The organism is Clostridium sp. (genome assembly GCF_050717515.1).
GTDB lineage: Bacteria > Bacillota > Clostridia > Clostridiales > Clostridiaceae > Clostridium_AD.
In genome coordinates this window covers 130291-146017 of sequence record NZ_JBOITL010000021.1, presented here as the reverse complement: position 1 = coordinate 146017, position 15727 = coordinate 130291, and the positions used below count along the sequence as shown (strand labels likewise).

Genomic DNA, 15727 nt, shown 5'->3' with positions numbered 1-15727 from the left:
TACTTAGACATATGAAATAAAAAGGAGAAAAAAATGATCTATTTAGATAATGATTGTACAAACCCTTATTTTAATTTAGCCTTAGAAGAGTATTTATTAAGACAAAAGAATGATGAGTATTTTGTGCTTTGGAGAAATGAACCTTGTATTGTAGTTGGAAAAAATCAAAATACACTATCAGAAATTAATGAAGAATATGTTAAAAAACATAGTATAAAAGTAGTAAGAAGACAAAGTGGCGGTGGGGCTGTTTTTCATGATCTTGGAAATTTAAATTTTACATTTATAGTTCAAGATGATGGGAAAAAGTTTAATGATTTTGAAACCTTTGTTATCCCAATAATAGGAGTGCTCAAGGAATTAGGTATAAAAGCAGAGTTTTCTGGAAGAAATGACCTTTTAATAGAAGGTAAAAAATTCTCAGGAAATGCTCAGTGCAAGTATAAAAACAGAGTAATGCATCATGGTACTTTATTATTTTCTTCTGACATAGTTAATTTAAGTGATGCTTTAATTTCAAAGCCTCTAAAGTTTTCAGATAAGGCAGTTAAGTCTGTAGCTAGCAGAATTACAAATATAAATGAATATCTAAAGAAGCCTCTTAATGTTATTAATTTTAAGGACAAAATATTTGAATATATAACGAAGACCCAGCAAGATAAGACTATAACTACTTTAAATAAGAAGGAAATTGCAGAGGTTGAGAATATGGTTAAAACTAAATATGAAACTTGGCAGTGGAACTTTGGACAATCACCAAAATATAATTTCTATAATGAGAAGAAATTTTCCTGCGGGGCTATAGAGTTAAGTATTGATGTTGAAAAAGGTGTAATGAAACATGTAAGAATTTTTGGCGATTTTTTTGGTGAGGAAAATATTGGAGATATCGAAAAAGCGCTTACAGATAAAAAACATAATACGCAGGAAATTGATAGTGTATTTGATAAAATTAACATGAAAAAGTATTTTGGAAATGTAACCAAAGAAGAGCTTTTGAGTTTGTTTTTTGTTGAATCTATATAAAATTATATAAATAAAAAGAAAAAACCATCTGTGAAATCCAGATGGTTTTTTCTTTTTATTTATATGTTTTATTTAGAATGAATAACAGGAATGTTCATTGATAAAGAATTATGTTCTTTTTATTTAAAAATAAATATATTTTTTATAAGATAAAAAGTTTTAAAATTTATCCAATAAAAATATAAATATGTTAATTAATAGATAAACATGTAAATTAATAGATAAAAATGTTTATTTTTCTATTAAAGTTCCAATAAAAACTAAAGTTTAATAAATAATTATCGATAAAATATCTGTTATTAGAATTAAAAGTATGAAAAATAAGAAGAAAAACGGAGGAAATCAAAAAACATGATGAAAATATTAAAAAACATGAATAATGTAGGGACAAAAATATTTATCCAGATAACAATGGTGATTGTATTAATATGTTGTCTTTTTGGTGGAGTAACATATAGTAAATCAGCTAAAGCTTTAAAAACCAGAATAGAAATAGATCTTCAATCAAAGGCAAAGGATGAAAGTGCATTAATAAATTCCAAAATAAGTGAAGAAATAAAGGCTTTAGAGGCTGTGGCAGCAAGGCCAGAGATAAAATCATTAAATATGGCCACTCAAAATCCTGTTCTGGCATCTGAAAGTGAAAGAATGAAGCTTTTAGGGCTTCTATTTGTAGATGTAAAGGGAGTTATACACTTTCCAAATGGAAAAAGCTTTCCAATAGATTTGTCTAAAGATGATGTAGATGTTAGGTATATAAAGAAAGCTTTTGAAGGTGTAGGTTCAATCTCTAGTCCGCTTATAACTATAGATAAAAAAACAGTTTTTTCTATAGCAGTACCTATAAGAAGTAATGAGGACAAAATAGTAGGATTACTTTTAGCGAATATAGATGTAGCTAAAATAAACAGTATAATTCAAAGCTCAAATGTTGGGGAAAAAGGTTATTCCTTTGTTGTTAATAAGGAAGGTACCATTGTTGGACATCAAAATGTAGAGCTTATTTCTAAAAAATATAATGTGATAAAAGAAGCAGAAAAGGATAAGTCCTTAGCAGGATTATTAAGTATTACTAAAGAAATGGTTGGCGGTAAAACCGCTAATACTACTTTTATTGATAAAAACGAAGAAAAATTTGTAGCTTATACGCCAATAACAGGAACAGAATGGTCAATGGGTTTGGTATTACCTAAGGAAGAGATAACAAAAGAAATAGAAAGTTTAAAGCTACTCATAATAGTATTCACATTTGTTTTTATTATGGTTGGTGTGTTAACAAGTATTATTATAGCAAGAGGTATTAAAAAACCATTACTTCAAATAAAAAGATATGCAGAAGAATTAGCTGATTGTAATTTAGCCTATAGAATTACAACAAACCGTAAGGATGAATTTGGACAAACAGCCCAGGCATTAAACAGTGCCATAGATAATCTTCAGGGAGTAATAAATGCGGTTAAAGAGGAAAGTAACACATCCTATTTGGTGTCACAAACTGTTGGTACTATGTTCAATGATGTAAATTCACAAGTAGAACAAGTAATGGCAGCAACAGAAGAAATATCAGCAGGTATGGAAGAGTGTTCCGCTTCAGTAGATGAGGTTAATGTAAAGGCTATCAATGTAAAAACTGCAATTAACAATGCGGTAATAAAGGCCAAAGAGGGTAGTACACTAGCAAATAACATAAAGAAAAATGCTGAAAATATTAAGTGTGAAACAGAAGAATCACAGAGAAATGTTATACAAGCTTATAATACTTCTAAGGATAAGCTTCAAAAGGCTATTGATGATTCAAAAGTAGTGTATAATATTTCAGAAATGGCTAATAGCATACTAGGAATAGCGGAACAAACAAACTTATTAGCACTTAACGCAGCTATTGAAGCAGCTAGAGCAGGCGAGCAAGGAAGAGGGTTTGCGGTAGTTGCTGATGAAGTAAGAAAGCTAGCGGAAGAGTCATCTGCAGCAGTAGGAGAAATACAGGTAAATGTTGAAAAAGTATTAAAGGCTGTAGGTGAATTATCAAATTCCTCAGAGTATGTACTTCAGGTTATGGAAAAAGATGTGCTTAAAGATTATGAAAAACTAATAAAAGTAAGTGATCAATATTACAATGATGGAGAAACTATTAAAGAAGTGGTTTCAAACTTTGCCATGGCTGCAGAAAATATATCTAGCTCTATGGATGAAATTTCAGGAAATATGGGACAACTTTCTGAGTCTGTAGGTGAGGTAGCAAAAGCTTCTACTGAAATAGCTACAAATATTTGTGACATAAATCAAAAAAGTGATGAAATAGTTTTAGAGACTAATAGAAATGCAGAAAGCGCACAAAAATTATCAGGCTTAGTAGAGAAGTTTGTAATAAAATAATAGGTGCCATTGTAATAGACCATAATAAGTATTTTCCCTTGTTAAAGAAGGCCATAGAAAAAAATCATATGGATATTTTAAGACTTTTGTAGAATATTATATGTAGTATGTTAATGTATACTACATTATGTTTTATGGAGGAGTAAAAAATGCCAAATAAAAATACAATTTATGAAGTTACAATCACAGAAGAGGGACTTGATAATTATAAACGTGATAATATTAGTGCAAAAGACATGGCTGAAAATTTAGGTATTGATGCAGTGATGACTGATTTTCAGTGGGATGAAGATATAAAAAGAGGCCTAATTCTTACTGGAAGAATCATAGATGATATCTCAATAGAAGATGCACTAGAAGAAATGGAAAATACTGAGTATATTCAAAGTGTAGAGAAAAGTTAAGACATCTATAAAATATAGATTAGATAAAAAATAAATAATATACACAAATAAGGGCTATGAAATTAAGGTGTTAATCCTATATTCCATAGCCCTTTACAAATTTAATAATATTCCTTAAAACAAAGCCAAATCAACCTTCTTATATATTAGTATTCTTTTCTGCTACTAAAGTAAAAGTTTTTGGAATACCCTTGTCAAAAGCCTCACAAGATAAATTAGCCTCTTCATCTAAACTTTTAATAACTAATCCCTCTTTAGCAACAGCAGTAACTATCTCTCCAAGATTCCATTCACGAAGAAGTACCTTTTTAGGTTCTCCATCATTAGTTAAATATTTTGAGTAAGATACATTTTTTTCTTCTAATGAACTATCAAAATAATCTCCTGTAACCTTATGTTTACGAATTTTAGCTGTTGTACCTCTTGATGTAATTAGTTTAGTGGAGACTGGATGAAAATCTCTAATTACAAGTAAACCTTTATTACCTAAAAGCTTATATATTATATTTATAAAAGGTTTTAAATCCGTAAAGTAGTGTAATATGCCCATTTCTGCAAATACTATATCATAATCACTAGTAAGCTCTTCTTCAGATAGACTAAGCACATCCGCTAAAATATATTCTATTTTTACTCCTGCTTCGCTGGCTAGTTCCATGGCATAACGTTTATTTCCTTCTGAAAAATCGACTACAGTTACATCTGCTCCGAGTAATGCTAGTGCCACAGCCTTATTTCCATTAGAACCCATTAAATTCATGATTTTTTTACCTTTTACATTGCCAAATTTATCATATAGTATAGGGAGAGTTATTATTGGGTCCTTGCTAATTCTTTTGATTGATTCACTAGGCTTCCCAAATCTCTGAACCCAAGCATCATATGCCTCTTCATTCCATGATTCTTCATTTATATCTCTAGTGGCTTTTTTATCATCATTTAAGTTATAGCTATTTACATATTCTAAATTATTTATACTAGTAAAATCCTTTTGCACTGAGAATCCTCCCTCTTTAGTTAACATTTATATAAATAATATACCATGAACTAATAAAAATGAAAATGATTTTATAAAATCTACATTGACAAGAAAAGAAGACCTGTGGTATTATATAAACAATAACATACTAAGTCGGTAGGAATACTAGGAGGAACTCAAATGAAAAAATTATCTATATTAATTAGTACACTATTAATAGCATCCGTAGGACTTGTAGGATGTGGGACAAGTAGCAATAAAAATACTGAATCAAAAGATTTATTATCAAAAATAAAGAGCGAAGGAAAAATTCGTATTGGTACTGAAGGTACCTACGCACCATATACATTCCATGATAAGACAGGAAAGTTAACTGGATTTGATGTTGAAATTGCAGAGGAAGTATCTAAGCGTATAGGAGTGAAACCAGAATTTGTGGAAACAAAGTGGGATGGTATGGTTGCTGGGCTAGCTGCAAAGAGATTTGATATGGTAGTGAATCAAGTTGGAATTAAACCGGATAGACAATTGAAATATGATTTTTCAAATCCCTATATAGTTTCAAAAGCAGTTCTTATAGTAAGCAGCGCTGATAATACTATTAAAAAGTTTGCAGATTTGAAGGGCAAGAAATCTGCTCAATCCTTAACTAGTAACTTAGCTAAAATCGCAGAAGAGAATGGAGCTCTACTTCAGCCAGTTGACAGCTTTAACCAATCAATTGACCTTTTAGTTTCTAAAAGAGTAGATGCCACAGTTAATGATAGCTTATCTTACCTTGATATTAAAAAGCAAAAGCCAGAGCTTGCTATAAAAGTTGTTGATGAGGAAGGAAATGCACAGCCAAGTGCAATTATGTTTAATAAGGGAAATAAAGAACTAGTAGATGCAACTAATAAAGCACTTGCTGATATGAAATCAGATGGTACTTACTCAAAAATATCAAACAAATGGTTTGGCACAGATGTATCAAAATAAGATGGTGATAATATGAATTTCGATGTAGAAACAATAAGAATATTAAACATAATTAAAGATTCTTTCTTTCCTTTATTAATAGCAGGTGTGAAGTTTACTATTCCACTGGCAATAATTTCTTTCATACTTGGTTCAATTTTAGCTATGGCAACAGCTCTTGCACGTATATCAAAATATAAATCATTAGTTTTAATATCAAGTTTTTATGTTTGGATAATAAGGGGTACACCACTTCTTGTACAGCTATTTATAGTATTTTACGGATTACCAATGGCTGGTATAACAATGGGACCACTAACTGCAGCAATTATAGGTTTTACATTAAATGTGGGAGCTTATAATTCAGAAGTAATTAGAGCAGCTATTTTATCTATACCTAAGGGGCAGTGGGAAGCAGCATCTTCCATTGGTATGACACATACGCAAAGCTTGATTCGTATAATTTTGCCACAGGCAGCTAGGGTATCTGTACCTCCGCTTTCAAACTCTTTTATAAGTCTTGTAAAAGATACATCCCTGGCTGCTGCAATTACTTTAACTGAAATGTTTCAGATTGCTCAAAGAATAACTGCAGCAACATATGAACCACTTGTATTGTACTGTGAAGCAGCGTTTATATACCTATTATTTTGTACTATACTATCCACAGCTCAAAAGAAGATAGAGAAAAAGCTTGAAAGATATGTGGCTAGGTGATTGGAGGAAATTCATGATTAATATACAAAATTTACACAAGAGTTTTGGAAATAATGAAATTTTAAAAGGTATAGATTTGAAAATTGTAAGGGGTGAAACAACAATTGTAATAGGTCCTTCAGGTTCAGGCAAAACCACCCTTCTTAGGTGTATGAATTTGTTAGAAATTCCAAGCAGTGGAACTATAAGAGTTGGTGACAATGAACTTACATTTGGTGAAAATAAAAATCCAACCGACAAAGAAGTATTAACTTTGCGAAAGAATACAGGAATGGTATTTCAAGGTTTTCATTTATTTCCACATATGACAGTGGTAGAAAACATTATGGAGGGTCTTGTAACTGTGCTTAAGCAATCTAAAAAAGTAGCTCATGATAAGGCTCTTAGCTTACTCGAAAAGGTTGGTCTATCAGAAAAATGCGATAGTTATCCTCATGAGCTTTCAGGAGGACAAGGACAGAGAGTTGCTATAGCACGCGCTATGGCTATAGAACCATCAGTGCTGCTATTTGACGAACCAACCTCTGCACTAGACCCCGAACTTGCAGCGGAGGTACTTAAAGTTATGAAGGAGCTATCTCTTGAAGGGATGACTATGGTAGTTGTTACTCATAATATGAGTTTTGCAAGAGAAGTAGGGGACAATATAATATTTATGGATAAGGGACTTATTATTGATAAGGGCACACCCAATCAAATATTAAGTGAAACAAAAAATGCACGAATAAAACAATTTTTAAATTTAGTTTCGGATTAGATAATAGATTATTGAGGAGGAAAAAAATATGAAATTTGAATCATTATTAATACATGGCGGAATAGATGGGGATGCTAGTACTGGGGCAGTTAATGTACCTATCTATCAAACATCTACCTTTAAAAAAGGCAAATTTGATGCTGATAATACTTATGAGTATTCGAGATCAGGAAATCCTACAAGGGCAGCTCTGGAAAAACTTATTGCAGAGCTTGAGGAGGGCTATGCAGGTTTTGCCTTTGCTTCAGGAATGGCGGCTACAACTGCGGTACTATCTCAGTTTAAAACAGGAGATAAGATTCTTATATCAAATAATATTTATGGTGGAACCTTTAGGGTTTTAGACAAATATTTTAATAACTTTGGTATAAATTACAGTGTATTTAATTCATCAAACATAGAAGAATTAAAAAATAATATTGATGACAGTGTAAAGGCTATTTTTATAGAAACCCCAACCAATCCATTGATGGGTATTACAGATATTGAAGAAGTTGCAAAAATAGCAAAGGAAAATAATTTAATTACCATTGTAGACAATACTTTTATGACACCCTACCTACAAAAGCCAATCACTCTTGGTGCAGATATAGTTATTCATAGTGGTACAAAATATTTAGGTGGACATAGTGATTTAATTGCTGGTCTTGTGGTAGTGAATAATAAGGAACTAGCTGAAAAAATAGGGTTTATACAAAATTCAACAGGGGGAGTTTTGTCTCCATTTGATTCTTTCTTATTAATTAGAGGTATTAAAACACTAGCTTTAAGAATGGATAGGCATAATTCAAACGCAATGATTATTGCAAAGTTTTTAAAAGATAGAAGTGAAGTAGAAAAAGTATATTATCCTGGGTTTGAAGATCACCCAGGCTACAAAATACAATCAAAGCAAGCTAAAGGCTATGGTGGTATTATTTCTTTCCTTCTTAAAGAAGGGTACGATTATAAAAGTTTCTTAGGAAACTTAGAATTAATAACTTTTGGAGAAAGCTTAGGAGGGGTGGAGTCATTAATTTGCCATCCTGCCACTATGACACATGCTGCAATTCCTTCTGAAATGAGACAAGAAATTGGCATAACTGATAATTTAATAAGATTATCAGTTGGGGTTGAAAATGTTGATGATATAACAGAGGATTTAATAAAGGCATTAGAAATATAATTTTAACAATTTTTAATGAAATCAAATATAGATGCAAAATTAGCATCGATATTTACCCAATTAGATATTTCTAACAGTAAAAAAACGCACTAAATTTAGTGCATTTTTTTTCTGTAATATATTTCATATTGGACATTTCAAATAGATAAAATTGGTGACATTGTTAGCAAGTCGGAAACGGAGACCTTATATTGTGAAATATTATAATTCTACGACTTAGGGTGGGTTATTCCAGGTTGGGTTTAATCTACAAATTATGAAGGAGAATAGAAAGTTCATGTTGAATTATGTAAATAGAATATTTTATGTTGTTATATGCAGAGAATAAAGGGGGTTATGATATGAACGAGATTTTAAAACAAATAAAAGATAGAAAATCCATGAGGGTATTTGAAAATAAGCCCATTGTAGCTGAGTTAAAAAAAGAAATATTAAATGCTGCCTTTGAAGCTCCAACTGCTGGTGCAATGATGCTTTATAGCATACTTGATATTACTGATGAAAAATTAAAGAAACAACTATCAGTAGAATGTGATAATCAGCCTTTTATTGCAAAAGCTACTTTAGTGCTTATATTCCTTGCAGATTATCAAAGGTGGTATGATGCTTTTGACTCAGAAAATTGCAATCCAAGAACACCAGGGGAGGGTGACATCCTTCTTGCCTGCGCTGATGCAATAATAGCTGCTCAAAACACAGTAGTAGCTGCAGAATCTTTAGGAATTGGTTCCTGTTACATTGGGGATATCATTGAGCATTGTGAAACTATTAGGGAGTTATTGGACCTTCCAGATTATGTTTTACCTGCTGCTATGGTGGTTTATGGTTATCCTGTAGAGGCTCAAAAGAATAGAAAAAAACCTGTGCGTTTCGAAGAACAGTATATAGTCTATGAAAATAAGTATCGCAGACTAACTAAGGAAGAACATATAGAAATGCAAAGCGCAAGAAATGAAAAGGCAGGATTTCCAAATAAAAATATTAGTGAAGATATTAAAGCTCTATGCAATCGTAAGTATATGTCTGATTTTTCATTAGAAATGAATAGATCAGCATCTAAGTATCTTAAGAAGTTCAGGTCCTAAATCCTGTGTTACTCCTTGGAATTTTGAAGTGTGTTGGTATTAATGGTAAGATATATAAAAATGAGCTAAATATAAATAAGTATGCATAAAATATTGTTGTGTAGATTACTCTATAGATAGATAAATAGAGTGAATAAAAACTATAGATGAGGTGATTTAATTGGTTGATATAGCATTGCTAGGCTGTGGAGGAGGAATGCCAATTCCTGAAAGATATCTTTCTTCACTTCTCATAAACTATAAAGGGAGAAAGATACTGCTTGATTGTGGTGAAGGTACTCAGGTATCTATGAAAATACTTGGATGGGGTTTTAAGACAATAGACATAATTTGTATAACTCATGGACATGCGGATCATATTGTGGGACTTCCAGGTATTCTTTTAACCATTGGCAATAGTGGTAGAATTGATCCTCTTACAATAATTGGTCCCGAGGGTATTACTGATATTGTAAGAGGTCTACTGGTTGCAGCACCTTACCTACCTTACGAGCTTAATATTATAGAAAACCCAGAAAAGCCAGTTAAAGTACAAACTTCAATAAATTGTATGAATGCTTCAGTAGGAGAATTTCATGATTTAGTAATTTCAACACTGGAACTTGAGCACTCAACTAATTGTTTGGGTTATAGCTTTTATTTTAGAAGAAAACCAAAATTTGATGTTAAAAGTGCAACTATAAATGAAATACCAAAAATGTTTTGGAGCAGACTTCAAAAAAATGAAACTGTAATTAGCCAGGGGAAAACATATTTACCTAGTATGGTTCTAGGAAAAGAAAGAACAGGAATAAAGCTCAGTTTTACAACAGATACAAGACCAATACCTGAAATAACAACTTTCATTAAAGAAAGTGACTTGTTTATTTGTGAGGGCACTTATGGTAATGAAAATGATATTGAAAAAGCCATAAAGAACAAACATATGACCTTTAGCGAGGCGGCGCAACTTGCGTTGAAAGGTGAAGTGCTAGAACTGATATTGACACATTTTAGTCCGTCTATGCATATCCCTGAAGAATATAAAGATAGTGCAGAGAGCATTTTCAAAAATACTATTATTGGTTTTGATAGAATTGTGAAGACTTTATCTTTTAAGGATTAGAAAAAATAGAAAGTGTATGGTACTATAATAGAGTATATAATGATTTCAATACAAGGGGAATTTTAGATGACAATGGAGGTATAAATGTGTTAAATAACGAAATTAAAGAAAGTTTACTTAGAGAAGGAATTCATGAGGATGCTATAAAATCCTTAGATGAAAAGGGAAAGTGTCTATTTGATATAAATAGTACAAGAGACGTGTGCTTTGAATTTATTGATGAGGGTGTTAAATTTAGTTGTGAACAAAGCATTTTAGATCATGACTTGTATCTAATAAAAATTCTAAATTAAAGCTGTGAAGTATCAGTAATAATAATTTTCTGTGCTAATTGATATTTTATATGGAGGGAAATTTTATGATAAAATCAAAGCAACATTTGGCAGTATTTCAAGCAATACTTGCAGCTGCATTGTTTGGAATAAGTTCACCAGTTTCAAAGTTATTATTAGAAAAGATACCTCCTATGCTTATGGCTTCGCTCCTGTATTTAGGAGCAGGCATTGGAATGTTATTCTTAGGACTTATAAAGTGGTCAAAGAACACTAAAGCAAAAGAAGCTAAGATTAGCAAAGCAGAACTTCCATTTGTTATAGGTATGATAGTTTTAGACATTGCGGCGCCAATATTTTTAATGATTGGACTTACTATGACTACAGCATCTAATGCTTCTTTACTAAACAATTTTGAAATTGTTGCTACAGCTCTTGTTGCACTACTGATTTTTAAAGAGTCAATTGGAAAAAGGTTATGGGTAGCTATTTTTTTTATAACGGCATCTAGCATTGTTTTGTCCATAAGTGACTTTAGCAGTTTTTCGTTTTCTGTAGGTTCGATTTTTGTTTTGTTTGCATGCATTTGCTGGGGCTTTGAAAATAATTGTACAAGAATGATGTCTTTAAAAGACCCAATGCAGATAGTGATTGTTAAAGGACTTGGGTCTGGGGCAGGTTCACTTTTAATAGCAGTTTTAATGAATGAATATGCAAGTGATATAAGATATATACTTATAGCTATGATTTTAGGTTTCTTTGCATACGGATTAAGTATATTTTTTTATGTAACTGCACAGAGGCAACTAGGGGCTGCAAGAACAAGTGCATATTATGCTGTGGCTCCTTTTATAGGTGTAGGGTTATCTCTAGTATTGTACAACGAACAAATAACAGTAAACTTTGTTATAGCGGTTATTTTAATGCTTTTCGGAGCCTATTATGCTGCTGTAGAAAAACACAATCATAAACATATTCACGAAATTGTCCAACACGAGCATCGCCATGACCATAATGATAACCATCATAATCATGTACATGAAAAGTTTGAGAATGGGGAACACAACCATGTTCATATTCATGAAAGCACTGAACATGAACATAATCATACTCCTGATATGCATCATGCTCATAATCATTAGTGAGAATCACTTTTTAACATTTACTCCTTCAATTTCCAATAGTAGTTTTTGTGTTGGAGTTCTATTGCCTGCAAACCCTACCAAATTGCCATTTTTACCAATAACTCTGTGACAGGGTATAATTATAGGTAATTGATTACATCTATTAGCTTGACCTACAGCCCTTACAGCTTTAGGGTTTCCTATGGATTCTGCAATCTGCAAATAATTCCGGGTTTCACCGTAAGGTATAGTTTGAAGAGCTTTCCATACTTTTCTTCTAAATTCTGTACCTTCTATAGATAATGGTATATTGAAATTTTTCCTTTTTCCTTTGAAATATTCATCTAGCTGAATTATAACTTCTTTGCATATTTCCACGTCTTTTTTAATAAATTCATGTTTCTTCGTGTATTCTAACCAATCTTCTTCAAATATTTCTACTTTCCGAGCACCAATTTCATCCACGACTACATGTATTAGACCAATAGGGGAATCATAAATATCATAACCAATGTTCACAAAATCCCTCCTAAGTTTTATAATTAATTCTATAAATAAAGGTAGCATAAGATTTTGAGCCTGTCTAGTTTAAAACTATATATAAATGAAGGGAAAATAAGGCACTTTTTCTTAATTGGAGTTTGGCACAGTAGCAGGACTTCCAAGACTACTGGATATAGGTCAATGTAACGATGCATATTCCGCTGTTAAAATAGCACTAGCACTAGCTGATGCATTTAAATGTGGAATTAACGAACTACCACTAGCAATGATTATAACTTGGTATGAACAGAAAGCTGTTGCTGACTTATTAGCATTACTATCACTGGGAGTAAAAGGAATTTATCTAGGACCTACACTTCCAGCTTTCTTAAGCCCTAATGTATTACAATTTCTAGTTGATACTTTTGATATTAAACCTATAAGTACACCCCAGGATGATTTAAAACAAATATTAGGATAAGAAATATAGTTTAAGAATAAGCCACTTGTAAAGATAGTTAAATATCTTTACAAGTGGCTTATTTTAATGACACTTTCCAGTAAATAAGTGTTTCAATCTTATGCAAAATATGATAAAATGAGAACAAACGTTTGTGAGGTGTTAAAAGTGGATGTAATGAGAAAACTTGAAATATTATCTAATTCAGCAAAGTATGATGCGTCTTGCTCTTCTAGTGGTTCTAATAGAAAGAATACAGCGGATGGTATAGGAAATGCTTCTGTATCAGGCATTTGCCATTCTTGGTCGCAGGATGGTAGATGTATTTCGCTACTTAAAATTTTATATACTAATAAATGCATATATGATTGTAAATATTGCATTAATAGAGCTAGTAATGATTTAGAAAGGACCAGCTTTACGCCTAGTGAAGTAGTAGATTTAACTATGAATTTCTATAGAAGAAATTATATTGAAGGATTATTCTTAAGCTCTGGGGTAGAGCGAAGTCCAGATTATACAATGGAAAATTTAGTTAGAATTTTAAAGGATTTAAGATTGATTCACAAATTTAATGGTTATATTCATGTAAAGGCTATTCCAGGCGCTGATCCAAAATTTATATATGAGGCAGGATTATATGCAGATAGAATGAGTGTAAATATTGAGTTGCCCTCTGAAAAAAGCTTAAAGCTTTTAGCACCTCAAAAGAATAAAGAAGATATATTAAAACCTATGGGACTTATTAAGCACAGTATACTTGAGTCCATTGAATATAAGAAAAAAGGGTTTAAAGCACCGAAATTTACTCCTGGTGGTCAAAGTACGCAGATAATGGTTGGTGCAACTAACGAAAGTGACTTAAGAGTAATTAGTCTTACAGAAGGATTATATAATAGCTTTGGACTTAAGCGAGTTTACTATTCAGCTTATGTTCCAGTAGTATCAAACATAAATTTGCCGGCTATTCAAACCACGCCTCCACTACTAAAGGAGCATAGAATGTATCAAGCAGATTGGCTTTTAAGATACTATGGATTTAAAGCAAATGAATTATTAGATGAAACAAATCCTAATTTTGATGTGGATTTAGATCCTAAAGCTTTTTGGGCATTAAATAATTTAGACAAGTTCCCAGTGGAGGTAAATAATGCTCCCTATGAAACACTACTTAGAGTTCCGGGAATAGGAGTAAAATCAGCTTTAAGAATCGTAAGAGCAAGAAGACTTTGTAATCTTTCCTATGACAATTTAAAAAAAATAGGAGTTGTCCTTAAAAGAGCTAGATATTTTTTAACCTGTAGCGGTAAATTTTATGGAGATAAAGCAATGGAAAGAGGAAGACTTAAAAATTATTTATTGGACTATGAAAGCTTTGATAAGCCACAGCAACTTAGTTTATTTACCCAAAGGGGTGATTTATTTGGTTAGATACATTTATGACGGAAGCTTTGATGGGTTTTTATCTGTTATATATGCTTGCTATTATAGTACAATCCCTGAAAGTATTGAGAGAGAAAGTGATTATAACTTCAATATATTATATGAGGACATAGTTATTGGAACTGATATGGCAAAATCGGGTAAAGTATACAATGCTATATTAGAAAAGATTTCACAAGATACACTAGTTTATGTGTATCAGGCCTTTTTATCTGAGGAATATGGCATAGAATTAAAATTATTTAAATATATACAATTAGGCTTCACCCTGGGCAGTAAAGTAAATGACTTCCTAACAGAAGACACTGTGAATGAAGTACAGAAAATTTCTAGAAAAGTGGGATTTGAAGCACATAGATTTTTAGGACTAGTTAGATTTCAAGAGTTTAAGGGAATATTATATGCAGCAATAGAGCCTACTTACAATATTGCTTTCCTCATAGGAAATCACTTTAGTGCAAGACTCAAAAATGAAAAGTGGGTGATTCATGATGTAAAAAGAAAAATCGGTATAGTTTATGAAAATAATGAAATGATACTTAGAGATTTGAAATTTGAAAAATTAGAAAGTCATGAGGCGGAAGAGTTGTTTTATCAAAATCTTTGGAAGGCCTTTCATAAAAGTGTATCGGTAGAAGAAAGAACCAATAAAAGATTGCAAATGCAGCATATGCCAAAGAAATATTGGGATAATTTAACTGAAATGAAAAAGTGATCACCATTTTATAGTGAACACTTTTTTATATTTCAACATTTATTCTTAAAAAGGTTAGAAATCGTGATATAATAGATATAAATGCATTTATTAGATTATTGTTAGTTAAAGGAAGGAAAGATGATTATGAAAAAATTAGTAGAATACACTCAAGTTGAAAGTCCTAGTATAAGTATTGAAAGAAAAAAACGCAAAATGGAAGAGATTTATAAAACACTAGAGGCATTAGGAGCTAAAAATAAAGAGACAGCTAAAAGTAGTAAGGAAATAAACAGTAACCTTCCTAAAGAGCTTACTGTGCAGCACATAGATAATGTGAAAAAAAATAAGAAAGCCCACTTGAATACACCTTCATTTGTGGGTTCACTTGCAGGAGTTATGTCTAAGTTTAAAATACTTGGAAAAGTATATAATGTAGAAAAACAAGAAACTAAGTGGTACATAGCAGGTACTATAAAAATGATTACTGATATAGACCCTAGAGATATGTAATATTTATAATTTGTTTTTCGTGGATACAAACACATAACCACTGTAAAAAACTAAGTCTTAAAAGTTAAGACTTAGTTTTTTATAGTGAAATGTCATTAATAATCAAAAACTACTTGCAAACATATAGTTATTTATATAATATATGTATTGTATGATATACTATATAG

The 15727-nt window shown here is 31.5% G+C and carries 16 protein-coding genes and 1 pseudogene; 15 read left to right on the top strand and 2 right to left on the bottom strand.

The window, feature by feature from the left end; translation table 11 throughout:
- Positions 1-33 precede the first annotated feature (33 nt).
- The 3 genes from lplA (at position 34) to ACREV6_RS06720 (ending at position 3806) form a co-directional block, all read left to right on the top strand.
- Positions 34-1026, top strand: coding sequence for a lipoate--protein ligase (lplA, locus tag ACREV6_RS06730; RefSeq protein ID WP_431577235.1), 993 nt, complete (start codon positions 34-36; stop codon positions 1024-1026).
- A gap of 351 nt (positions 1027-1377) precedes the next feature.
- The gene (locus ACREV6_RS06725) at positions 1378-3402 is read left to right on the top strand and encodes a methyl-accepting chemotaxis protein (protein ID WP_431577234.1); all 2025 of its coding nucleotides are present in this window, start codon (positions 1378-1380) and stop codon (positions 3400-3402) included.
- A gap of 149 nt (positions 3403-3551) precedes the next feature.
- Entirely contained in the window at positions 3552-3806 is a 255-nt protein-coding gene (locus tag ACREV6_RS06720) for a hypothetical protein (RefSeq protein WP_431577233.1), read from the top strand.
- Positions 3807-3945: 139 nt separating this feature from the next.
- Here the strand turns inward: ACREV6_RS06720 and ACREV6_RS06715 are convergent, their stop codons facing one another.
- Positions 3946-4782 (bottom strand): class I SAM-dependent methyltransferase, encoded by an 837-nt coding sequence (locus tag ACREV6_RS06715; protein WP_431577294.1) that lies wholly within the window; start codon positions 4780-4782, stop codon positions 3946-3948.
- Between the two features lie 183 nt (positions 4783-4965).
- Here ACREV6_RS06715 and ACREV6_RS06710 point away from each other — a divergent pair, with 183 nt between their 5' ends.
- The 8 genes from ACREV6_RS06710 to ACREV6_RS06675 all read left to right on the top strand — a co-directional run bounded on the left by ACREV6_RS06710 (position 4966) and on the right by ACREV6_RS06675 (position 11985).
- A complete protein-coding gene (locus ACREV6_RS06710) occupies positions 4966-5763 on the top strand; it encodes an amino acid ABC transporter substrate-binding protein (protein WP_431577232.1) in 798 nt (265 codons plus the stop codon).
- Positions 5764-5775: 12 nt separating this feature from the next.
- Complete coding sequence (locus ACREV6_RS06705; RefSeq protein WP_164949811.1) at positions 5776-6459, top strand: amino acid ABC transporter permease; 684 nt, start codon at positions 5776-5778, stop codon at positions 6457-6459.
- Between the two features lie 13 nt (positions 6460-6472).
- Positions 6473-7216, top strand: coding sequence for an amino acid ABC transporter ATP-binding protein (locus ACREV6_RS06700; RefSeq protein WP_431577231.1), 744 nt, complete (start codon positions 6473-6475; stop codon positions 7214-7216).
- A gap of 28 nt (positions 7217-7244) precedes the next feature.
- The gene (locus tag ACREV6_RS06695; protein WP_431577230.1) at positions 7245-8381 is read left to right on the top strand and encodes a trans-sulfuration enzyme family protein; all 1137 of its coding nucleotides are present in this window, start codon (positions 7245-7247) and stop codon (positions 8379-8381) included.
- Positions 8382-8722: 341 nt separating this feature from the next.
- Complete coding sequence (locus tag ACREV6_RS06690; RefSeq protein WP_431577229.1) at positions 8723-9466, top strand: nitroreductase family protein; 744 nt, start codon at positions 8723-8725, stop codon at positions 9464-9466.
- A 160-nt stretch (positions 9467-9626) separates the two neighbouring features.
- Positions 9627-10571, top strand: a complete 945-nt coding sequence (locus tag ACREV6_RS06685) for a ribonuclease Z (RefSeq protein ID WP_431577228.1) — start codon at positions 9627-9629, stop codon at positions 10569-10571.
- An 86-nt stretch (positions 10572-10657) separates the two neighbouring features.
- On the top strand, positions 10658-10864 hold the full coding sequence (locus ACREV6_RS06680; RefSeq protein WP_431577227.1) for a hypothetical protein: 207 nt from the start codon (positions 10658-10660) through the stop codon (positions 10862-10864).
- A gap of 68 nt (positions 10865-10932) precedes the next feature.
- Positions 10933-11985 (top strand): DMT family transporter, encoded by a 1053-nt coding sequence (locus tag ACREV6_RS06675; RefSeq protein ID WP_431577293.1) that lies wholly within the window; start codon positions 10933-10935, stop codon positions 11983-11985.
- A gap of 6 nt (positions 11986-11991) precedes the next feature.
- Here ACREV6_RS06675 and ACREV6_RS06670 read toward each other — a convergent pair whose 3' ends face one another.
- A complete protein-coding gene (locus ACREV6_RS06670) occupies positions 11992-12486 on the bottom strand; it encodes a methylated-DNA--[protein]-cysteine S-methyltransferase (protein ID WP_431577226.1) in 495 nt (164 codons plus the stop codon).
- A gap of 115 nt (positions 12487-12601) precedes the next feature.
- On the opposite strand from ACREV6_RS06670, the pseudogene ACREV6_RS06665 reads away from it, so the two are divergent.
- The 4 genes and pseudogenes from ACREV6_RS06665 to ACREV6_RS06650 form a co-directional block, all read left to right on the top strand.
- Positions 12602-12931: pseudogene (locus ACREV6_RS06665) on the top strand (hydroxylamine reductase); the annotation flags it as partial.
- Between the two features lie 147 nt (positions 12932-13078).
- Positions 13079-14341, top strand: a complete 1263-nt coding sequence (locus ACREV6_RS06660; RefSeq protein WP_431577292.1) for a putative DNA modification/repair radical SAM protein — start codon at positions 13079-13081, stop codon at positions 14339-14341.
- A complete protein-coding gene (locus ACREV6_RS06655; protein WP_431577225.1) occupies positions 14334-15068 on the top strand; it encodes a TIGR03915 family putative DNA repair protein in 735 nt (244 codons plus the stop codon). The genes ACREV6_RS06660 and ACREV6_RS06655 overlap by 8 nt, the downstream gene beginning before the upstream one ends.
- Positions 15069-15194: 126 nt before the next feature.
- Complete coding sequence (locus ACREV6_RS06650) at positions 15195-15560, top strand: hypothetical protein (RefSeq protein WP_431577224.1); 366 nt, start codon at positions 15195-15197, stop codon at positions 15558-15560.
- Positions 15561-15727: the final 167 nt, after the last annotated feature.